Origin of the sequence: Pseudomonas atacamensis (assembly GCF_017167965.1) — a bacterium.
Classification (GTDB): Bacteria; Pseudomonadota; Gammaproteobacteria; order Pseudomonadales; family Pseudomonadaceae; genus Aquipseudomonas; species Aquipseudomonas atacamensis.
On record NZ_CP070503.1, the window covers coordinates 2,479,290 to 2,498,627 of the forward strand.

General features: G+C 60.7%; 20 protein-coding genes. 10 read left to right on the forward strand and 10 right to left on the reverse strand.

The window, feature by feature from the left end; translation table 11 throughout:
• Positions 1 to 161: 161 nt before the first annotated feature.
• Positions 162 to 593 (reverse strand): nuclear transport factor 2 family protein, encoded by a 432-nt coding sequence (locus JWU58_RS11370; RefSeq protein ID WP_016775147.1) that lies wholly within the window; start codon positions 591 to 593, stop codon positions 162 to 164.
• Positions 594 to 1,122: 529 nt separating this feature from the next.
• Between JWU58_RS11370 and mqo the strand changes: the two genes are divergently transcribed.
• Entirely contained in the window at positions 1,123 to 2,769 is a 1,647-nt protein-coding gene (gene mqo, locus JWU58_RS11375; RefSeq protein ID WP_024013303.1) for a malate dehydrogenase (quinone), read from the forward strand.
• Positions 2,770 to 2,838: 69 nt separating this feature from the next.
• On the opposite strand, the gene JWU58_RS11380 is transcribed toward mqo, so the two are convergent.
• Positions 2,839 to 3,267, reverse strand: a complete 429-nt coding sequence (locus JWU58_RS11380; protein ID WP_041480873.1) for a nuclear transport factor 2 family protein — start codon at positions 3,265 to 3,267, stop codon at positions 2,839 to 2,841.
• A gap of 177 nt (positions 3,268 to 3,444) precedes the next feature.
• On the opposite strand from JWU58_RS11380, the gene JWU58_RS11385 reads away from it, so the two are divergent.
• Together JWU58_RS11385 and JWU58_RS11390 are read left to right on the forward strand one after the other, a co-directional pair.
• A complete protein-coding gene (locus JWU58_RS11385) occupies positions 3,445 to 3,612 on the forward strand; it encodes a hypothetical protein (protein WP_206421975.1) in 168 nt (55 codons plus the stop codon).
• A 96-nt stretch (positions 3,613 to 3,708) separates the two neighbouring features.
• Positions 3,709 to 4,512, forward strand: a complete 804-nt coding sequence (locus JWU58_RS11390) for an OBAP family protein (protein ID WP_024013300.1) — start codon at positions 3,709 to 3,711, stop codon at positions 4,510 to 4,512.
• Between the two features lies 1 nt (position 4,513).
• On the opposite strand, the gene JWU58_RS11395 is transcribed toward JWU58_RS11390, so the two are convergent.
• A complete protein-coding gene (locus JWU58_RS11395; protein ID WP_024013299.1) occupies positions 4,514 to 5,380 on the reverse strand; it encodes a CAP domain-containing protein in 867 nt (288 codons plus the stop codon).
• Between the two features lie 251 nt (positions 5,381 to 5,631).
• Positions 5,632 to 6,402, reverse strand: a complete 771-nt coding sequence (locus tag JWU58_RS11400; protein WP_206421977.1) for an alpha/beta hydrolase — start codon at positions 6,400 to 6,402, stop codon at positions 5,632 to 5,634.
• Between the two features lie 111 nt (positions 6,403 to 6,513).
• Here JWU58_RS11400 and JWU58_RS11405 point away from each other — a divergent pair, with 111 nt between their 5' ends.
• A complete protein-coding gene (locus tag JWU58_RS11405; RefSeq protein ID WP_174823843.1) occupies positions 6,514 to 7,473 on the forward strand; it encodes an aldo/keto reductase in 960 nt (319 codons plus the stop codon).
• A 6-nt stretch (positions 7,474 to 7,479) separates the two neighbouring features.
• On the opposite strand, the gene JWU58_RS11410 is transcribed toward JWU58_RS11405, so the two are convergent.
• Complete coding sequence (locus tag JWU58_RS11410) at positions 7,480 to 8,373, reverse strand: LysR family transcriptional regulator (RefSeq protein WP_206421979.1); 894 nt, start codon at positions 8,371 to 8,373, stop codon at positions 7,480 to 7,482.
• A gap of 96 nt (positions 8,374 to 8,469) precedes the next feature.
• On the opposite strand from JWU58_RS11410, the gene JWU58_RS11415 reads away from it, so the two are divergent.
• On the forward strand, positions 8,470 to 8,946 hold the full coding sequence (locus JWU58_RS11415; RefSeq protein WP_206421980.1) for a (R)-mandelonitrile lyase: 477 nt from the start codon (positions 8,470 to 8,472) through the stop codon (positions 8,944 to 8,946).
• 337 nt (positions 8,947 to 9,283) lie between these two features.
• On the opposite strand, the gene paoC is transcribed toward JWU58_RS11415, so the two are convergent.
• The 3 genes from paoC to paoA are packed head-to-tail and all read right to left on the reverse strand — an operon-like array spanning position 9,284 to position 13,055.
• On the reverse strand, positions 9,284 to 11,482 hold the full coding sequence (paoC, locus tag JWU58_RS11420; protein ID WP_206421981.1) for an aldehyde oxidoreductase molybdenum-binding subunit PaoC: 2,199 nt from the start codon (positions 11,480 to 11,482) through the stop codon (positions 9,284 to 9,286).
• Positions 11,479 to 12,435, reverse strand: coding sequence for an FAD binding domain-containing protein (locus tag JWU58_RS11425; protein ID WP_206421982.1), 957 nt, complete (start codon positions 12,433 to 12,435; stop codon positions 11,479 to 11,481). The genes paoC and JWU58_RS11425 overlap by 4 nt, the downstream gene beginning before the upstream one ends.
• Positions 12,432 to 13,055 carry an aldehyde dehydrogenase iron-sulfur subunit PaoA gene (gene paoA, locus JWU58_RS11430; RefSeq protein WP_016775137.1) on the reverse strand — a complete coding sequence of 208 codons (624 nt, stop codon included), beginning with the start codon at positions 13,053 to 13,055 and terminating at the stop codon, positions 12,432 to 12,434. Before paoA ends, JWU58_RS11425 begins: the two co-directional genes overlap by 4 nt.
• A 386-nt stretch (positions 13,056 to 13,441) precedes the next feature.
• Here paoA and JWU58_RS27260 point away from each other — a divergent pair, with 386 nt between their 5' ends.
• Both JWU58_RS27260 and JWU58_RS11435 read left to right on the forward strand, forming a co-directional pair.
• On the forward strand, positions 13,442 to 13,747 hold the full coding sequence (locus JWU58_RS27260) for a transposase (protein ID WP_225927690.1): 306 nt from the start codon (positions 13,442 to 13,444) through the stop codon (positions 13,745 to 13,747).
• Positions 13,744 to 14,580: an IS3 family transposase gene (locus JWU58_RS11435; protein WP_241196157.1), complete on the forward strand. Its 837-nt coding sequence runs from the start codon at positions 13,744 to 13,746 to the stop codon at positions 14,578 to 14,580. The genes JWU58_RS27260 and JWU58_RS11435 overlap by 4 nt, the downstream gene beginning before the upstream one ends.
• 76 nt (positions 14,581 to 14,656) lie before the next feature.
• Here the strand turns inward: JWU58_RS11435 and JWU58_RS11440 are convergent, their stop codons facing one another.
• Entirely contained in the window at positions 14,657 to 16,411 is a 1,755-nt protein-coding gene (locus JWU58_RS11440; RefSeq protein ID WP_110601004.1) for an L-lactate permease, read from the reverse strand.
• 244 nt (positions 16,412 to 16,655) lie between these two features.
• On the opposite strand from JWU58_RS11440, the gene JWU58_RS11445 reads away from it, so the two are divergent.
• Positions 16,656 to 16,862 carry a hypothetical protein gene (locus JWU58_RS11445; protein ID WP_016775135.1) on the forward strand — a complete coding sequence of 69 codons (207 nt, stop codon included), beginning with the start codon at positions 16,656 to 16,658 and terminating at the stop codon, positions 16,860 to 16,862.
• A gap of 51 nt (positions 16,863 to 16,913) precedes the next feature.
• On the opposite strand, the gene JWU58_RS11450 is transcribed toward JWU58_RS11445, so the two are convergent.
• Entirely contained in the window at positions 16,914 to 17,195 is a 282-nt protein-coding gene (locus JWU58_RS11450; protein WP_125926934.1) for a hypothetical protein, read from the reverse strand.
• A 281-nt stretch (positions 17,196 to 17,476) separates the two neighbouring features.
• Here JWU58_RS11450 and JWU58_RS11455 point away from each other — a divergent pair, with 281 nt between their 5' ends.
• Positions 17,477 to 18,499 carry a hypothetical protein gene (locus JWU58_RS11455; protein WP_206421983.1) on the forward strand — a complete coding sequence of 341 codons (1,023 nt, stop codon included), beginning with the start codon at positions 17,477 to 17,479 and terminating at the stop codon, positions 18,497 to 18,499.
• Between the two features lie 90 nt (positions 18,500 to 18,589).
• The gene (locus tag JWU58_RS11460; RefSeq protein ID WP_024013291.1) at positions 18,590 to 19,210 is read left to right on the forward strand and encodes a TetR/AcrR family transcriptional regulator; all 621 of its coding nucleotides are present in this window, start codon (positions 18,590 to 18,592) and stop codon (positions 19,208 to 19,210) included.
• Positions 19,211 to 19,338 lie beyond the last annotated feature (128 nt).

Here is a 19,338-nt window from a genome sequence, read left to right on the forward strand (position 1 = left end):
TAGGACTGGTGTTTATCACGGCCTTATCGCTGGCAAGCCAGCTCCCACAGGGTCTGATGTTGTGAATGCAACGGTGTGTACACCATCATCCACTGTGGGAGCGAGCCTGCTCGCGAATAGGCCAGCTCTGACAGGATTGAATCAGGCCAATGTGCCCTCAATCAAAACCTGAACGCCTGCCGCCCAACCAACAACCATTTTCCACCCTGTTTCTGCCAGATCTGGAAATTCTCGATCTCGGTCGGAATCACCTCGGTCCCTTTCAACGCCTGTGCGGAGAAGTGGTGGCGCACTAATGCGGTATCGCCGGACATCGTGATGGTCTGCTTTTGCATCTCCAGGGTCTTGAATGCGCTGCGGCCGGTTTCGATGTCGGCGATGAATTCCTGCTTGTCCTGAATCTTGCCGCTGGAGTGGCCGTAGGTCAGGTTCGGCGCGGTCAGAGCGTTCAACTCGGCGATGTCTTTATGCAGCATCGCCTGAGTCAGGTGATCAACTGCTTGGGCGACTTCTCTTTCCGCCGGGGCAGGGGCGGCCATGGCGCAGGCGCTGAACGCGCAGAATAAACCGATGAGGAGGCGGGATTTGGTCATGTTGTTTCCTTGTTGTTATTGGGTTTGGATGACTGGTTTATTTCGTCAGTCATCGTACAACTTAGCAGGTAATTTTCTGCATGAACAACGAGCGGTTGGCACTGATTTATCAAGTTGCGAAGCACATCGCGCAAAAAAGTTTGCAGGCCGATGCCTGATCGCCATCATGTTTGGTGCCCGATGGCCGATAAGCCCCTGAGCGGAAAAAGACTTTCAAGTCGGGAACAGACGCGCGGGTTCGCCCTGACGTGATATTCTCCGCGCCAAATTTGCTTTGACTTAATTCGGTTGGCTGGCCTTTCGGGCGGGCCGACGGGATCCCTGTCGCTCAAGCAGCTGAAGCCAATAACGATAAGAAGTCAGTTCAGAAGGGACATTAACTGAGGTCGATGCCACATGTCGGCCTTGTGTGCCCACCCGTCAATATTGAAGTGTGCCGGATTGCGCGACGCCAGCCTGAGCGTCAACACAGCGCAACGCAGACTGATAACAACGACGGGCGGAAGGCGTTTTATCATAGGTGCAACAGATGTTTAAGAAAGTGAACACAGCCTTGCTCGGTCTGGCTTTGGCGATGGGGATGTCGTCTGCCAATGCTGCCGAAGCCAAGAAAGTTGACGTCCTGCTGATCGGCGGCGGCATCATGAGCACCACCCTGGGTGTGTGGATCAATGAGCTGGAACCGACCTGGTCGATGGAAATGGTCGAGCGCCTCGATGGCGTCGCCCTGGAAAGCTCCAACGGCTGGAACAACGCCGGTACCGGTCACTCGGCTCTTGCCGAGCTGAACTACACCCCGGAAGACGACAAGGGCAACGTAACGATCCCGAAAGCTGTCGAGATCAACGAAGCGTTCCAGGTTTCCCGTCAATTCTGGGCCTGGCAGGTTCAGCAGGGCGTGCTGAAGAACCCTCGCTCGTTCATCAACACCACACCGCACATGAGCTTCGTGTGGGGCGATGACAACATCAAGTTCCTGAAAAAGCGCTACGAAGCCCTGCAGGCGAGCCCGCTGTTCGCCGGCATGCAGTACTCCGAAGACCCGGCGGTGATCAAGAAGTGGGTACCGCTGATGATGGAAGGGCGTGACCCGAACCAGAAAATCGCGGCCACCTGGAGCCCGCTGGGTACGGACATGAACTTCGGCGAAATCACCCGCCAGTTCGCCGCTCACCTGCAAACCAAACCCAACTTCGATCTGAAGCTGTCGAGCGAAGTCGAAGACATCACCAAGAACGCCGACGGCACCTGGCGTGTGAGCTACAAAAACCTCAAGGACGGCAGCAAGACCGAAACCGACGCCAAGTTCGTGTTCATCGGCGCTGGCGGCGGTGCCCTGCACCTGCTGCAGAAGTCGGGCATTCCGGAAGCCAAGGAATACGCAGGCTTCCCGGTTGGCGGTTCGTTCCTGGTGACCGAGAACCCGACGATTGCCGAGCAACACCTGGCCAAGGCCTACGGCAAGGCTTCGGTTGGCGCGCCACCGATGTCGGTTCCGCACTTGGACACCCGTGTTCTGGATGGCAAGCGCGTCATTCTGTTTGGCCCGTTTGCGACCTTCAGCACCAAGTTCCTCAAGGAAGGTTCGTACTTCGACCTGCTGACCAGCACCACCACCCACAACATCTGGCCAATGACCAAGGTCGGCATCAAGGAATACCCGCTGGTCGAGTACCTTGCCGGCCAGTTGATGCTGTCGGATGAAGACCGTCTGAACGCGCTGAAGGAATACTTCCCGAACGCCAAAGCCGAAGACTGGCGCCTGTGGCAAGCCGGCCAGCGCGTGCAAATCATCAAGCGTGATGAAGCCGCTGGTGGCGTGCTGAAGCTGGGCACCGAGATCGTTGCTTCGCAAGACGGCTCGATCGCCGGCCTGCTGGGCGCATCGCCAGGCGCGTCGACCGCTGCACCGATCATGCTGAGCGTGCTGCAGAAAGTCTTCAAAGACAAAGTCGCATCCCCTGAGTGGCAGACCAAGCTGCACCAGATCGTGCCGAGCTATGGCACCCAGCTGAACAGCGATCCGGCCAAAGTGGCTGCCGAGTGGGCTTACACCGCGAAAATCCTCGAACTGCCGACGCCTCCAGCGATCGGTCAGGTAGCTGCTCCGGCGGCACCTGCGGCTGACAAAGCCGTAGCGCCGAAGGAAAACGCTGCACGTGACATGGCTCTGTAAGCAGAACCCTGACACACAAAAACCCACTGAACCGGCGACGGTCAGTGGGTTTTTTTATGCGGGATGGATTCAGGCTTTTGCAGACGCGAGATAAGCACCGAGTCGCCGACCCATTTCTTCGCCCAGTGCTTGCAAGCCGCTCAGCGGCCGCACCATCACTTCAAACTCGACAATCTTGCCGTGTTCATCGAAGCGAATCATGTCGATGCCTTTGAGTTCCTTGCTGCCGACCCTGGCGCTGAATTCGAGAATCACATTCAGGCCATCCGCCGTCGCCAATTCGCGGTGATAGGCGAAATCTTCGAAGACTTCGAACACGGTGTTGAGGATCATCGCCACCACCGGCGCGCCGGGGTAGGGCGTATGGGCCATGGGCGAGCGGAACACAGCTTGCGGATCGAGCAGTTCAGGCAGGGCTTTGAGATTGCCGCTGCGGATCATCTCGTGCCAGCGCTCGAGGGACGCGGCGACGTTGGGCTGCAAGGCGAGGTCGGGCATGGTCACTCCGGTTTTTCTTGTTGTCGGTCGGCAATGACTGTAGATCAACCGCGCCGAAAGTGGATCCTCAAATCTCAGCCTGAATACCGCTTCATCCCCGAAGCGGACCAGATGCGCATCTGATCCGTATTTTTCTGTTTCATCTGCCTCTGTATTCAGTACAGCCACAGGCTCAGAATGCCCCGGCAGTGCGGCCAATCACCCTCCGACTTCATCCCGCAGCGTCCGGTGCACCGCACACCCAGCCTCAAGGAGCGCAACATGTACAAGATGGCGATTTTTCTCGGCGGCTTTCTGACCTTGACCATTCTGATCGGCGTGCTGGCGACGATCTCTCCAGTCTGATCCGCACGCAGCTTTTTCGAACTCTGCCGTTCTCCTGCTTTCAGTTGCAGAACTGGGCCAGCACGCGCCCGTCACTGACAGTTCGAGGAGTGAAACATGCGTACGACAACCTCACAGGGACGTTGGGTTCCCATAGGTTTGATGGTCGCCGCGTTGACCGGTTGCGCCATGAGCAACACCGATTCGCCGGTGCAGACACCCGGCCAGGCCAAGGCGTCCGACACGGAAATGCTCGAAGTCGGCGCGCAGTGGTTGCAGGACAAGCCGCCAATTCGCGCGTTGAACATGTACCTCGATGGTTTCCATTTTTACAACGGTCATCCCGGCGCGCAGATGGAAGCGCACCACTACTGCTCGGCGCTCAACGAAGAAGTGTTCCAGTGTGTGATCTACGACGGCAACACCGCTGAAGCCAAGCTGATGGGCGTCGAATACATCATCAGCCAGCGCCTGTTCACGCAATTGCCGGCAAAAGAGAAAGCCTTGTGGCACAGCCACGCTCACGAAGTCAGTTCTGGCCAGTTGGTCGCGCCGGGCATCCCGCAAGTGGCAGAAACGCGCTTGATGGAAAAACTCGCCAATACCTACGGCAAGACCTGGCACACCTGGCACACCGATCAGGACAAGCAACTGCCGCTGGGCGTGCCGCAGCTGATGATGGGCTTTACCGCTGACGGTCAGGCCGATGCGCAAATGATCCGCCAGCGCGATCAGCGTCTGGGCATTGATAGCGCCGAAAAGAAAAAGGCCCGCGCCGGGATCAAACCGGCGCCTGTCGCAACGGGGGCTGATGCGTGGCAGAAGGGTAATGTCATCCAGCTCAACGACCCGACCGGCCATCAACACGTCATGCCGCGCCCGGCCACGCCAAGCGATGAGAATGCCCGGAGTCAGCCGTGATTTACGGCGCGCCGAACAGCATCGTCCAGTAAACGCCGTCGTCGCTGCGCGCTTCGCTGGCGAAGCCGGCGCCGACCTGAGTGAACATCGGGTTCATCAGGTTGGCGCAGTGGCCCGGGCTGGCCAGCCAGCCGGCCATGGCTTTGCCTGGTGAGCTTTGTCCCGCAGCGATATTTTCCCCGACCTGGCGGCCGCGATAACCGGCAGCACGGGCGCGGTCGGCCGGCATGTCACCGTCGGGATCGCGGTGGGCGAAATAATTGCCGTAAGCCATGGCTTTGCTGTGGCCCTGAGCCGCTGCGCCGAGGGCGGCATTCCAGCTCAATGGCCGCGCGGCGGCAAAGCGCTGGCGGCCGCACATACGCGGCCGGGCGCGGGCAGCGTTGACCTCGGCGAGCAGCGCCTTGCCAACGCTGCGGTTGTCACCGACGCGGCTGTCGAGCACCGGTTGCGCCAGCACCACCTGCCATTGATTGCGCGAATGGCTGATGCCGATGTCGGCGTAGTTCGCATCCAGCAAGGCGCCGCAATAATCGCTCTGCAACTGATCGAAGGCCTCGTCGGCGTCTTCGGCTCCGATAATGCGGATGCTGCGCACCGTGATTGCTGAATAGCCGGAAGACTTCAACGCCTCGCGCATGCCGCCGCCGTAGCGATAGCCGATCGGCAAGGCCAGATTCGATTTCAAAGCCAAAGGCGCCAGACGCTGCGCAGGGCGGCGGTCGCAGCGCTGCGGATGGGCGCGGTAATCATTGATCGCGGCCACCAGTTCGCGCTCCGCACCGGCGTGGGCGGATTCAGTGAAAAAGGGGAACAGGCTCAGCAGGCACAGCGAAACGAAGCGAGACGAACGAACGGCGTGGCGCATGGGACGGACAGCTCTGAAAGGGGACAGCGCTAGAGTGAGGGAGCCGTGTGTGGCGGCGCGGATAGGACTGGGTTTTTTGGACTTGGTTCAGTGGCGGCAAATGCAATTGAATTGCTGTTGTTCGAACCGCTGCCTTCGCGAGCAGGCTCGCTCCCACATCGCGCTTACGGCGTACTCGGAACAACTGTGGGAGCGAGCCTGCTCGCGAAGACGCCGCCCGGGTCAACCCCTCTATCACTGGCAAACAACCACTAGCGATTCAGCACATCCCCCATCCACCGCAAATACTCCCCCCGCTCGGATATCGAGTTGTGCCCCGAATCCGGCACCACCTTCAGCGTCGCCACGCCCGCAGGAAAACTCTCGAACAAGCGCTGCGTGCTGCTGCGTCCAATCACGTCGTCATCGCTGGCCGCCAACAGCAATGTCGGCGTGCGGATATGCGCCGCGTACTTGCCCGATTCAAAACGATCCTTGAGCAACCACTTCACCGGCACCCACGGGTATTGCCGTGCGGCGATTTCCTCGAGGCTGTTGAACGGCGTCACCAGAATCAGATTCTGCACCGGCCGCTGACTGGCCAGGCGCACCGCCACCCCCGAACCGAGGCTGCGACCGACCACGGCGACCTGCGGATGAGTGGCATAGACCTGATCGAACAGCGCCAGTGCATCTTCGGCGATCGCGGCTTCCGATGGCGAGCCGGTGCTGCCAGCAAAGCCCCGGTAATGCAGGAAATACAGCGCGTAGTCAGGAAACGCCTCAGTGAATTCCGGCAGATTTCGCGATACGTCCTCGGCATTGCCGCCGAAATAAATCAGTGCGCGCGATCCGCTGCGCTCTCGGGTTGTCACCCAGACCTCGGCATCCGGCATCGGCAGTTTCATTCGCGAGTCCGCTGCAACCACGGCGGCAGGCTGGGGAAACCAGATCAGCGAGCGCTGAAACACGAACAGCGCGGCGCACAGCACCAGGTACACGGCAATGATGAAAACGACGAGTAACATCAGGGTTCGGGACATTCGGCTACTTTTAACGGGGAGAGAGGTTGGCTGTGGCAGTGTAGTTCAGCGACTGCGCCTGACAGCCGGCGCACACACCGTGCAACAGATCCGCGCAGCAGGAGGACTCGCATGCGCCACACTGAGGGTTACTCACGTCGCCGCTTGCTCACGCTGGCTGCCCAAGCTGCGGCGCTGCTCACCATTGATCGGGCATTGGCCGGCAGCGTAGCGCCGACCGCCACTGCGCCGCCCACGGCAGGAGACCAGACCATGCAGACCCGCGCCATCCCTTCCAGCTCCGAGGCACTGCCCATGGTCGGGTTGGGCACCTATCGCGGTTTCGACGTCGCGCCGGGCGATCCGGTTTACCGGCAGTTGCCCGCCGTCCTCGAAGCGCTGTTCAGGAAGGGCGGCACGCTGATCGACAGCTCACCCATGTACGGCCGCGCCGAGCAAACCACCGGTGAATTGCTGTCGATCCACGAACCGCGCTCGCCGGCGTTTCTCGCCACCAAGGTGTGGACGCGTGGGCGCAAGGAGGGCATCGCGCAGATGGAGCAGTCGTTCAGACTGCTGCAAACCGAGCGCATCGACCTGATGCAGATTCACAACCTGCTCGACTGGCAAACCCACTTGCCGACCCTGCGCGAATGGCAGGAGCAGGGGCGGATTCGCTACATTGGCATCACCCATTACACCTCGTCGGCCTATGACGAAGTCGAAGCGGTGCTGAAAGCCGAGAAGCTGGATTTTCTGCAGATCAACTACGCCCTCGATGATCGTGCGGTCGAGAAACGCATCCTGCCGCTGTGCCGCGAGCGTGGGGTGGCGGTGATTTGTAATCGGCCGTTTGGCGGCGGTGATTTGCTCGCCCGGCTCAAGGGCAAGCCGCTGCCGGCGTGGGTCTCGGATGTACAGGTCAACAGCTGGCCGCAACTGGCACTGAAATTTCTCCTGGCGCATCCGGCGGTGACCTGCGTGATTCCCGGGACCAGCAATCCGCGCTACATGGCTGACAACGCCGGAGCCGGTTTTGGGCCGATGCTGACCGATGCGCAGCGGCATCAGTTGATCGCGTTGCTGGGCTGAGCCGGGTCAACCGCGATAGCGCAACGCCTCCAGCAACAACGCAAACGCTGGCGCTGCCTGGCGTCGGCTCGGGTAGTACAGGTGATAACCGGAAAATGCCGGGCACCAGTCTCTCAGCACCTGGACCAGGCGACCGTCCGCCAGAAACGGCGCGACGACGTTTTCTGGGATGTAGCTCAGCCCGAAACCATCCAGCGCGGCGTCGAGCAATGGGTACACGCCATTCAGGGTGACTTGGCCGGAGACGCGCACTTTCAGGCTTTCACCGTCCTTTTCGAACTCCCACGAATACAGCCCGCCATTGGTTGGCAGGCGCAGGTTGTTGCAGGCGTGATCGGTCAGGTCGCGCGGGGTTTGCGGCGCAGGGCGCCGGGCGAAGTAGGCGGGGGAGCCGACCACGGCCATGCGCATGTCCGGACCGATACGGGTGGCGATCATGCCTTGGGCGACGTCTTCGCCCAGGCGCACACCGGCATCGAAGCCTTGGCCGGCGATGTCGACGAAGCCATAGTCACAGCAAACCTCGACGGACACATCCGGGTACTGCGGCAGGAAATCCTGCAACACCGGACGCAGGATCCAGTTCAGCGAATGGTCGGTGGCGCTGATGCGGATCTTGCCCGCCGGGGTTTCACGCAGGTTGCTCAGGGCGGCCAGTTCCCCTTCGATTTCATCGAAGCGCGGACCGATGGTTTGCAGCAAGTGTTCGCCGGCCTCGGTCGGCGACACGCTGCGCGTGGTGCGGGTCAGCAGGCGCAGGCCGAGTCGCGCCTCGAGGCTGCGAATGGTGTGGCTGAGCGCCGATTGTGACACGCCGAGTTTGGCCGCAGCCTTGGTGAAACTGCGTTCACGGGCGACGGCGAGAAAGGCGAGCAGGTCGGTGGCGTTTTCCCGAAGCATTGATGATTGTCCTGCATAAGTTTTTTCGGATTCTAGTCGATTATCCAAAGAGTGCGGATCGCTACAGTGGTTGCATCATTTATTGGAGGAAATGCCATGAACCCGATTGCTGCTTCCGCACTGACGCTCTCGCTGCTGGCTGGTGAGGTGCAGGCCACCGAAAATCCCCGTGTCACGGTCACACCGAATGGCTCGCAACCGTCGGCCAAAGGCCCTGCTGACTGGTTTACCGGCACGGTGCGGGTGGATGCGCCGTTCAAAGGTACCGACGAGGCGCGGGTCAGTGGTGCGACCGTAACGTTCGAGCCGGGCGCGCGCACTGCATGGCATACCCATCCGCTGGGGCAGACATTGATCGTCACCTCGGGGGCAGGCTTGGTGCAGGAGTGGGGCCAGCCGGTTCGTGAAATCCGTCCGGGCGATACCGTGTGGATTGCCCCGGGCGCCAAACATTGGCACGGGGCAGCACCGACGACGGCGATGAGTCATATCGCGATCGCGGAAGTGCTGGATGGCAAGGTGGTGGACTGGATGGAGCAGGTCAGTGAAGAGCAATATCCAAAGATCGAGTGAAACCGCGCCCCTCACCCCAGCCCTCTCCCGAGGGAGAGGGAGTCGATTGGGGGATGCTCGAGACGTTCGGCATTCTGCAAGCGTGGTGGTGAATCCACTCGACCCCTAGCACCCCATGCAGGTGCGCTAACAGCATGCCACTCACCCCAGGCGTCTCCCGGGGGAGTGGGAGCCGACCGAGGTGTCTTGCGATGTGCATCGACCTGAACTTGCCGTTGCGATTATGGATACACAGAAGACTTTCACGTCGCTGCACATCCTGAATATACCCGGATTGGTCCCCTCTCCCTTTGGGAGAGGGCTAGGCGGGCGGCGTTCCGATGAGGGGCTTTTCGCTTCAGATCATCTCCGGCAACGAATCAAGAATCTTGTCCAGCGTAATCGGATACTCCCGCACCCTCGCGCCGGTGGCGTTGTAAATCGCATTCGCCACCGCCGCACTCACGCCGCAAATCCCCAATTCACCCACGCCCTTGGCCTTCATCGGCGACGAAATCGGATCGGTTTCTTCGAGGAAGATCACTTCCTGATGCGGAATGTCGGCGTGCACCGGCACTTCGTATCCAGCCAGGTCATGGTTGACGAAAAAGCCCAGGCGCTTGTCCACCGCCAGCTCTTCCATCAACGCCGCGCCGACGCCCATGGTCATCGCGCCGATGACCTGACTGCGCGCCGACGTCGGGTTGAGAATTCGCCCCGCAGCGCACACCGCCAACATGCGCCGTACGCGAACTTCGCCAGTGGCGGCATCGACGGCGACTTCGACGAAGTGCGCGCCGAAGGTCGATTGCTGATACTTCTCGGCCAGATCACCGAATTCGATGCTGTCCTCGCCGACCAATGCGCCGCCTTCAGCCGCGTTGCGCAGCGGCAGGCTCTTGCTGCCGACGCGCACCTGACCATCGGCGAACTCCGCTTGATCCGCCGCCAGGCCCAGCTTGGCCGCCACCGCTTCGCGCAATTTCACGCACGCGGCGTAGACCCCGGCGGTCGAGCAGTTGCCGCCGAACTGGCCACCGGAACCGGCCGACACCGGGAAGTCCGAATCGCCCAGACGCACCACCACATCATTGAGACCAACGCCCATCATCTCGGCAGCGGTCTGCGCGATGATCGTGTAGCTGCCGGTGCCGATATCGGTCATGTCCGTTTCGACAACCACCTTGCCGTCGCGCTCCAGGCGTACGCGGGCGCCGGACTTGACCAGTAGGTTGTTGCGAAACGCCGCCGCCACGCCCATGCCGATCAGCCAGCGGCCTTCACGACGGCTGCCCGGTTGCGCCTTGCGCTGATCCCAGCCGAATTTCTCCGCGCCGATCTGCAGGCATTTGACCAGTTGGCGTTGGGAGAACGGCCGCTCGGTTTTCACCGGGTCGACTTGTGTGTCGTTAGCGATGCGGAACAGCACCGGGTCCATCTTCAGTTGTTCGGCCATTTCGTCCATGGCGATTTCCAGCACCATCAGCCCCGGCGCTTCACCCGGCGCGCGCATGGCGTTGCCTTCAGGCAGGTCGAGCGGTGCGAGGCGCATGCTGACGCGGCGGTTTTCTGCGGCGTAGAGCAACTGGCTCGGTTGCGCGGCCAGTTCGACCTTGCCGTCAGCGAGGTTGCCTGACCAGCCTTCATGGGCGATGGCGGTCAGTTTGCCGTCCGCCGTGGCGCCCATGCGGATGCGCTGAATCGTTGCCGGGCGATGGGTGGTGTTGTTGGCCATTTGCGGGCGGGCGAGGGCGACTTTCACCGGCCGCCCCGCCATGCGCGCGCCGAGAGCGGCGAGGATCACGTCGGCGCGGATGAACAGCTTGCCGCCGAAACCACCGCCGATGTACGGCGAGACCAATCGGACTTTTTCCTTCGGCAGGCCGAGGGTTTTCGCGATGTCACCGACACTCCAGGCGACCATCTGATTCGACGTCCATACGGTCAGTTGATCGCCTTTCCACGCGGCCAGTGTGGCGTGCGGTTCCATCATCGCGTGGGACTGGTCTGGTGTGGTGTAGGTCTGATCGAACTGCACCGGCGCGGCGGTGAAGGCCTTGTCGAAGTCGCCGTGATTGACGTCCGGCAACTCGTCTTTCGGCTCGACGCCGAGGTCTTTGACGCTGGCGAGATCGAACTTGCCTTCGCTGGTCTCGTAATCGACCCTGACCAATTGCGCAGCGGCGCGGGCCTGTTCGAAGGTTTCGGCAACCACCAATGCAACGGCTTGCTGGTAGTGCTGTACCTCGGGACCGGCGAGCAGATGCGCGGCGTTGTAATCACCTTTGTCTAGCTTGCCGGCGTTCTCGGCAGTGACGAGTGCGAGTACGCCGGGTGCGGCTTTGGCCTCGTCGAGATGAATGGCTATGATCCGCCCTTTGGCAATCGCCGAATCGACCATGAAACCGTAGGTCTGATTGGCTGCCGCCTCATGTTGCTCGTAGGCGTAAGTGGCTTGGCCGCTGGTTTTCAACGGGCCTTCGATGCGCTGGGTGGGCTGGCCGACGACCTTCAGGCGGTCGATGGGATTGGTGGTGGCGGGCGTGTCGAATTTCATACGGTTTCCCTCGCTTGCGCCAACACCGAAGCCAGCGTGCGCTCGACCAGTGTCAGTTTGAATTGGTTGTCATCGGTGGGTGTTGCGCCTTCGAGCAGGCGTTCGCTGACCGCTTTGGCGCCCTTGGGCAACAGCACTTCAGCGGCTTCGACCCGCCACGGTTTCGGCGCAACGCCGCCGACGGCGACACGGCCCGTGCCATCCTTTTGCAGGATCAGACCGACCGAGACCAAGGCAAACGCGTAGGACGAGCGATCCCGCACCTTGTGATAAATGTGCGTGCCGCCAACCGGCGCCGGCAGGGTCACGGCGGTGATGAATTCACCGGGTGTGAGGCTGGTTTCAATGTGCGGCGTGTTGCCCGGCAATTGATGGAAATCGGCCATGGGAATGCTGCGCGTGCTGCCGTCAGGCTTGACCGTTTCGATCTGCGCATCCAGCGCGCGCATGGCGATGGCCATGTCGCTCGGGTGGGTGGCGATGCAAGCGTCGCTGACGCCAATGATTCCGAGTTGCCGGGTGACCCCGCCGATCGCCGCGCAGCCACTGCCGGGGTTGCGTTTGTTGCAGGCCTGGTGGGTGTCGTAAAAGTACGGGCAGCGGGTGCGTTGCAGCAGGTTGCCGGCGGTGGTCGCCATGTTGCGCAGCTGCCCGGAAGCCCCGGCGAGCAAGGCGCGGGAGAGCAGGGCGTAGTCCTTGCGCACGCGCGCGTCGGCGGCCAGATCGGTGTTGCGTACCAGCGCACCGATGCGCAGTCCGCCTTCGGGTGTGGCTTCGATCTGGTCCAGGCCGAGGTGGTTGATATCGATCAGGTGCACCGGGGTTTCGATGTCGAGTTTCATCAGGTCGAGCAGGTTGGTGCCGCCGGCGATGAACTTGGCGCCCTCGACTTGCGCAGCCTGGGAAGCGGCTGCGGCAGGCGAGTCGGCGCGGCTGTAATTGAAGGCTCTCATGCCGGCACCTCCGCGACTTCAGTGATGGCTTCGATGATGTTCGAGTAAGCGCCACAGCGGCAGATATTGCCGCTCATGCGCTCCTGCAGTTCGGCGGCAATCAGCTTCGGCGGCTCGGTCAGGCTCGGGCTGACGTGGCTGGGAATGCCGTCGCGGATTTCTTTGAGCACAGCGACCGCCGAGCAGATCTGCCCAGGGGTGCAATAGCCGCACTGGTAACCGTCGTGCTTGATGAAGGCGGCCTGCATCGGGTGCAGCTTGTCCGGCATGCCGAGGCCTTCGATGGTGGTCACCTCACTGCCGTCGTGCATCACCGCCAGGGTCAGGCAGGAGTTGATCCGCCGACCGTCGGCGATCACCGTGCAGGCGCCGCACTGGCCGTGATCGCAGCCTTTCTTGGTGCCGGTCAGGTGCAGGTGTTCGCGCAGGGCGTCGAGCAGGGTAGTGCGGGTGTCTACTTCGAGGGTTTGCGGTTTACCGTTGACTTGCAGGGTCACTTTACTCATGGCCGGTTGCTCCAGACTGGCCGCGTAGGCCTTGAGGCTAATAAAGGGGGGCATGGCGAACGCCGTCGCGGTTACGGCGCCGAGGATCATGAAGTTGCGTCGGGAAATCGGCATGGTTCGATTCCTTTTCTCTCATCGGGCGGCAGGATTGCAAAAGGCCCAAACGGGCGCGCCGGCATGCATGCCAGTCTCGTAAAAGGAGTGACCGCAGCGGGAGGGAAAAGGTTTTGTCGGATTTGCGCTAAAGAGTTATGTGCTGAGCTCATCAATCCGCAGATCACACAAAAACCCTGGAGTGAGCCTGCTCGCGATAGCGGTGTGTCAGTTAATACTGATTCGACTGACACACCGCTATCGCTGGCAAGCCAGCTCCCACAGGGTCCCGAGTTGTTAATCCAATTGCATTTACATCATCAAAACCTGTGGGAGCTGGCTTGAACTGGCCTAATAATTCCGGACACCTCTTAAGGGCGATATGATTTCGCCAATCTGGAGGTTTCATGAACGAAAGAAAGATTTATACCCGCGAATTCAAGCTGCGTGCTGCCAGCATGGTGCTTGACGACAACTGCCCGGTTCCAGACGTTTGCGCATCGCTAGATATAGGCCCTACTGCCTTAAGGCGGTGGGTGGACCAAGTTCGCAAAGAGCGCGAAGGACAGCCGGTCAATGGCACTAAAGCGATTACCGAAGACAAGCGCGAGATTCAGGAGCTGAAAGCCAAGATCAAACGCATGGAGATGGAAGCCGATATCTTAAAAAAGGCTACTGCTCTCTTGATGTCGGATCCCGATCGTTTTCGATGATCGCGGAGCTAAGAGAGTCTTTTCCGACTGCCACTCTGTGCCGTGTTTTCGATGTGAAGCGCAGCAGCTTTTACGAGTGGCTTCAGCGGCTAGCCAAGCCACAGATAAAACGCGAAGAACTCAAGCTGAAAGTGGTTGAACTGCACAGCGAAAGCCGGGGTGCCATGGGCTCCAGAATGATCAGCAAAGGTCTGCAGGCCCAAAACATAGCGGCGGGAAGGAGTCTTGTCAGAGCGCTAATGAGAGAGGCAAACATTGTCAGCAAACAGCGCCAACCGCATCCATTTAGATCCAGGGGAGTTGAAGCATTTGTCGCACCCAATCTACTCAAACGAAATTTCAAGCCAACGGCGGTTAATCAGGTCTGGTGTGGAGACGTTACCAGTCTGATGGTGGGCAAGCGCTGGGTTCATCTAGCCATTGTGATCGACTTGTTTGCTCGCCGGGTCATTGGTTGGGCGTTCTCGCTGGTCAATGACGCTAACTTGGTCAGCAAGGCGTTACGCATGGCGACACAGATACGAACATGCCCGCCGGGACTGATGTTTCACTCGGATCAGGGTTGCCAATACACCAGTCGCAAGTTTCAACAAGAACTAATGAGCCATGGCATCTTGCAAAGCATGAGTCATCGTGGCCAGTGCTGGGATAACGCTCCGACAGAGCGTTTTTTTGGAACCTTGAAATCAGAATGGGTGCCTCGCAGCGGCTACAGCCTGATCGATGAAGCAGAAACCGACATGGTGCGTTTCTTCGTGTATTACAACCGCACCCGGCTTCACAGCTACAACAGTTATCTGTCGCCAATAGCGATGGAGCAAAAAGCTGCCTAAAACACCGTAACCGGTGTCTGGGATTACTTGACCAGTTCAGCTTGCCAGCGATGAGGCCGACGCGTTCACTCTGAATCTAATGCCCACCCACCACCATCGAGGTAAACGGTGCGACATACGCTTGCAACGTCACCAGCCCGCCGACCAGGATCGCCAGCACGATCGAGTGGAAGAACACATAACGCAGAATCTCGCCCTCATGCCCATACCAACGGGTCGCGGTGGAGGCGACGACGATCGACTGCGCGTCGACCATCTTGCCCATCACCCCACCGGAACTGTTCGCTGCCGCCATCAGCACCGGACTGATACCCAGCTGTTCCGAGGTCACCCGTTGCAAGCCGCCAAACAGCACGTTTGACGCGGTATCGGAACCGGTCAGCGCCACCCCCAGCCAGCCGAGCAGCGTGCCGAACATCGGGTAGAAAATCCCCGTCGCCGCAAACGCCAGGCCCATGGTCGCATCCAGCCCCGAATAGCGCGTGAGGAAGCCCAGCGCCAGCATCGCCGCAATCGTGATCAACGAAAACCGCACCACCCACAATGTGCGCAGGTACTGCTTGATCAGTTGCGGGATCGAATACCCCATCAGCAGACCGCCGACAATCGCCGCCAGCAAAATCCCGCTGCCAGTGGCGGTTAGCCAGGTGAACTTGTAAATCGCTTCCTCGGCTTTCGGCGCCGCGACAACCGGCGGTACTTTCTCGATTTGCAGGTGCAGACCGGTGAAGGTCAGCGCCGGGGCGAAGATCGGATTGGCCTCGCGCACCGGTTTGCCTTGCGGGTCGAGCTTGGCCGATTGCGTGACCGGGTCGATCACCGGTCGCGTATCGAACATGTTCTTGAAGCCCTGCGTGCCCCAGGCAAACACGAACACCGTGAGAATGATCCACGGCATCCACGCACGCATCACTGCCGGGCGCGCCTGATCGCTGAACGCGGCGCTGGCGGTGACTGTTTCTTCGTCGACCTTGGAGTTGTCGACGCGCCCGGACAACGCTGCCGAGGTGTGGATGGTCGCCGGTTTCCACACCTTGAGGAACAGCGTCAGGCAGGCCATGGAAATCAGCGCAGCGATGACGTCCACCAGCATCGGCCCGTGATAGTTCGAGACGAGAAATTGCGGGATGGCGAAACTCACCCCGGCCACCAGAATCGCCGGCCACACCTCGAGCATCTTGCGCCACCCGGCAAAGGCCCAGATCAACCAGAACGGCACCAGCACCGAGAAGAACGGCAGCTGCCGCCCGACCATCATCGACAGCTCCATCTCGTCCAGCCCGGTGACTTTGGCCAGGGTGATGATCGGCGTGCCCAGCGCACCGAAAGCTACGGGTGCGGTGTTGGCGATCAGCGCCAGGCCGGATGCGGCCAATGGCGAAAAACCCAGGCCGATCAGAATCGCCCCGGTCACCGCCACCGGCGTGCCAAAGCCTGCCGCACCTTCGAAGAATGCACCAAAGCAGAAGGCGATCAGCAGCAACTGCAAGCGTCGATCATCGGTGATGCGTGCTAGGGAGTCCTGCAGCACTTTGAACGAACCGTTTTCGGTGGTCAGGCGATGCAGAAAGATGATGTTGAGCACGATCCAGCCGATCGGCAGCAAGCCATTCGCCGCGCCGAATAACGCCGCCGAACCGGCCATGCCCGCCGGCATGTCGAAGGCGAAAATCGAGATCAGCAGGGCGGACGCCAGCGCCAACAGCGCCGCCAGATGCGCCTTGACGTGAAAGAACGCCAGCGCCGCGAGCATCACCACCACCGGCACTGCGGCCATCAGCGTGGAGAGTACCGGGTTGCCGAACGGGTCGTAGATTTGCTGCCAGACCATGATCCACCTCTGCTTATTGTTATTGAGGGCGCAGATCCATTGCATGGGGGTAGGTTGCAAGCAGTATAGGTGGCGTTACGCCGCTGTTCGGCTGCGACGAACAAGCCGACAAACGGTCGATAGTGGCCACTGAATCAACGCGCTTTGGCCCGGTCGTATCTGCGGCTGCGCGCACTGCGTCCCGAAGACGCGGGCAGCGTGGCGATTTCCGTCGTCAAGACCTTGGGTTTTAGGGAAGTGTTGAATGAAGCAAGCGACAACCATGCTGCTCACTGTGACCGCCGCCGTATTGCTCAGCGGCTGTATTGCGGATTTTGATGATGACCACCGGCATGGCCGGCACTACGACCGCGACCACGGCCGCTATTACGACCATGACCGGCGCTGGGACGACCGCGATGACGACCGCCGCGATGGCCGTCGTTATCACCGTGATCGCGATGATGACTGATTGAATGAAGAGGGCGTTCCCGTCAAAGGAACGCCCTCTGTGCATCAGCCTTCAGCTGAAAAAACGAGCGTTCGCCTGGACGCGGGATCGCGCAGGCACCGGGGCCTCGTGATCGAGCAAATGGGTGGCGAGTATGTCGCTCAGAAAACGGAACTGATCGTTGAGGCCGACCACTTCATTGCTGAAATGGTTGCTGGCGGCGGGCATCAGCAGATCGTCGAAATCCTTGTTGAACACCAGCGTCTGCGCCTTGCGCGGCACGACGTGCTGTTGGTAGTAGTTGCTGCCGAACACCGGGAAACTCACGGAGAGGGTGACTTGGGTGTGGATCATGATGTGAACGCCTCGTTGTGTTTCGGATGAGTCAATCGTGCCTTTCATCATGGGAGGGCGGAAGGCAATCGTGGCGATGGTGGATATCGATGTCGGTGATGGTTGAGCATTTGCAGTGGGGCTGATGGCGCCTTCGCGAGCAGGCTCGCTCCCACAGGTGCAACACATTTCAAATGTGGGAGCGAGCCTGCTCGCGAAGAGGCCGGAACCTTCAGCATCGAAATCGACTGACCCACCTATACTCAAACCTGCCCCTCCCCAAGCCAAAGGACACCACCACCGTGAACCCACGAGCGCTGGTCGTCGCCGCACTGCTTTTGCTGGCCGGCTGCGCCACCTCGGCCCGGGCACCGGTGAGTGCGCCGCAGGCGGTGGTGGTGTCGGCGCAAACCTGGCAGCAGATCGACCGCGAGATCCTCAGCGCTTCGCAGCAGGCCACCGAGCAGGTCAAGCTGTTCGCCCGTGGCTCGATGGAACATTGGCGCACTCGGGTCTATCAGCAAACTGAAGAAATTTTCATCCCCTGGTTCAGCAGCTACTGGACCCAGGAATGGCTGTCGATGAAGGTCAGTTGGTACACGATCAGCGCCGGCGGCGAGCAGGACGCTTCGGCGAAACGGCTGGCGGCGTATCTGCTTGAGCAATATCAGGAAAAGGTCCTCGCGCCGGTTGCCGTGGAGATTGATCCGGATGCGATCCTGGCGCAGGCCACGGCGTTCTACGCGCAGTTGATGGCGCAGCAGATGCCGCTCATCGCCCAGCGTCATGGTGTGCCGATTGCGCAGCTCAATGGGCGTTTGCAGAAGATCCCGGCCATCGCCCTGGGCCCGCCGCCGGCGCGGGATGCTTCGCTGTTCAAAGTCATCAGCACCGAGCCGCTGAACACCCTCCCGGCGTACGCCGCACTGATCGACAAGATCCACACCGACGGCGGCGTCAAGGGCATTTCCTCCACCGACGCAGCGATGGCCCCGGTGGCCAAGCGCGCCAGCCAACGCATCGAGGCAGAAATGGCCCCGCGCGGCGCCGCCAGTGCGGTGGCGGCAGCGGCGGGTAAACTCGCCGGGGCGATGATTTCGGTCGGCGTGGCCGGCATTCGCGCCATCATCCAGGCCAACGACCGCCCCGACAGCGAAGCGCTGATTCGCAGCAGCCTCGGCAACACCTTCGACAAGGCCTGGCAGAAACTGCTGCAGAACCCGACCACGGGGGTGATGGCCGGCACGTTGCACATGGCCGGGCAGGTCGAAGGTAATCTGGGCGTGAGTGAACCATCGCCTATCGGTGTGAGCGCTGTGCCATAGCGCTTGTACCTGCGAAGTTTTGTTGGCGGCGGTCGCGCCCGGATCAGAGCGGATGCTAGTCTTGCGCAACGCTGTTGTCAGGGAGCCCACATGGGCAATCACAAGATCGAAATTCGCCGCAGTAACGTCGAGAAAATCCTGCTGGCGGCGGAAAAGGTTTTCGCCGAAAAAGGCTTCGGCAGCACCGCCATGGCGGACATCGCTGCCGAGGTGCAGTTGCCGCGTTCCAATCTGCATTACTACTTCAGCACCAAGAGCGAGCTGTACAGCGCAGTGCTGTTCGATCTGCTGGAAGTGTGGAAGCAGGACGCGCTGTGCTTCGAGATGTTCGACGACCCGCGCGTGGTGCTGAGCAGCTACATCCGCGCCAAGATGAACCACTCACGCAGCCGGCCCTATGGCTCGAAAGTCTGGGCCAACGAGATCATCCACGGCGCGCCGACCCTGGGCGAGGCGCTGGATGCGAGCCTGTATGACTGGGCGAAGATGAAGGAAGCGAAGATTCGCCAGTGGGTCGAGGACAAGCGGATTCTGCCGGTGGAGCCGTCGGGGTTGCTGTACATGATCTGGGCGTCGACCCAGCACTACGCCGACTTCGATCATCAGGTGAACATTCTCAATGATCACCAGCCGTTGTCGGATATGCAGTTCGAGCGGGCGGTGCAGACAGTGACGGGGGTGATTTTGCGCGGGATCGGGCTGGAGCCTTGAAGAGCACCATCAAGGGCTTACCCTCACCCCAGCCCTCTCCCAGAGGGAGAGGGGGCCGACCGAGGTGTATTGAGAGGTACATCGACCTGAAAGACCGTGTCGATTATGGATTCACAACAACTCTTTCA

What these genes read in the sequence shown, in the direction of transcription:
- JWU58_RS11370 (WP_016775147.1), bottom strand. Translation starts at nt 593, where the DNA reads ATGACCAAATCCCGCCTCCTCATCGGTTTATTCTGCGCGTTCAGCGCC.
- mqo (WP_024013303.1), top strand. Translation starts at nt 1,123, where the DNA reads ATGTTTAAGAAAGTGAACACAGCCTTGCTCGGTCTGGCTTTGGCGATG.
- JWU58_RS11380 (WP_041480873.1), bottom strand. Translation starts at nt 3,267, where the DNA reads ATGCCCGACCTCGCCTTGCAGCCCAACGTCGCCGCGTCCCTCGAGCGC.
- JWU58_RS11385 (WP_206421975.1), top strand. Translation starts at nt 3,445, where the DNA reads ATGCCCCGGCAGTGCGGCCAATCACCCTCCGACTTCATCCCGCAGCGT.
- JWU58_RS11390 (WP_024013300.1), top strand. Translation starts at nt 3,709, where the DNA reads ATGCGTACGACAACCTCACAGGGACGTTGGGTTCCCATAGGTTTGATG.
- JWU58_RS11395 (WP_024013299.1), bottom strand. Translation starts at nt 5,380, where the DNA reads ATGCGCCACGCCGTTCGTTCGTCTCGCTTCGTTTCGCTGTGCCTGCTG.
- JWU58_RS11400 (WP_206421977.1), bottom strand. Translation starts at nt 6,402, where the DNA reads ATGTCCCGAACCCTGATGTTACTCGTCGTTTTCATCATTGCCGTGTAC.
- JWU58_RS11405 (WP_174823843.1), top strand. Translation starts at nt 6,514, where the DNA reads ATGCGCCACACTGAGGGTTACTCACGTCGCCGCTTGCTCACGCTGGCT.
- JWU58_RS11410 (WP_206421979.1), bottom strand. Translation starts at nt 8,373, where the DNA reads ATGCTTCGGGAAAACGCCACCGACCTGCTCGCCTTTCTCGCCGTCGCC.
- JWU58_RS11415 (WP_206421980.1), top strand. Translation starts at nt 8,470, where the DNA reads ATGAACCCGATTGCTGCTTCCGCACTGACGCTCTCGCTGCTGGCTGGT.
- paoC (WP_206421981.1), bottom strand. Translation starts at nt 11,482, where the DNA reads ATGAAATTCGACACGCCCGCCACCACCAATCCCATCGACCGCCTGAAG.
- JWU58_RS11425 (WP_206421982.1), bottom strand. Translation starts at nt 12,435, where the DNA reads ATGAGAGCCTTCAATTACAGCCGCGCCGACTCGCCTGCCGCAGCCGCT.
- paoA (WP_016775137.1), bottom strand. Translation starts at nt 13,055, where the DNA reads ATGCCGATTTCCCGACGCAACTTCATGATCCTCGGCGCCGTAACCGCG.
- JWU58_RS27260 (WP_225927690.1), top strand. Translation starts at nt 13,442, where the DNA reads ATGAACGAAAGAAAGATTTATACCCGCGAATTCAAGCTGCGTGCTGCC.
- JWU58_RS11435 (WP_241196157.1), top strand. Translation starts at nt 13,744, where the DNA reads ATGATCGCGGAGCTAAGAGAGTCTTTTCCGACTGCCACTCTGTGCCGT.
- JWU58_RS11440 (WP_110601004.1), bottom strand. Translation starts at nt 16,411, where the DNA reads ATGGTCTGGCAGCAAATCTACGACCCGTTCGGCAACCCGGTACTCTCC.
- JWU58_RS11445 (WP_016775135.1), top strand. Translation starts at nt 16,656, where the DNA reads ATGAAGCAAGCGACAACCATGCTGCTCACTGTGACCGCCGCCGTATTG.
- JWU58_RS11450 (WP_125926934.1), bottom strand. Translation starts at nt 17,195, where the DNA reads ATGATCCACACCCAAGTCACCCTCTCCGTGAGTTTCCCGGTGTTCGGC.
- JWU58_RS11460 (WP_024013291.1), top strand. Translation starts at nt 18,590, where the DNA reads ATGGGCAATCACAAGATCGAAATTCGCCGCAGTAACGTCGAGAAAATC.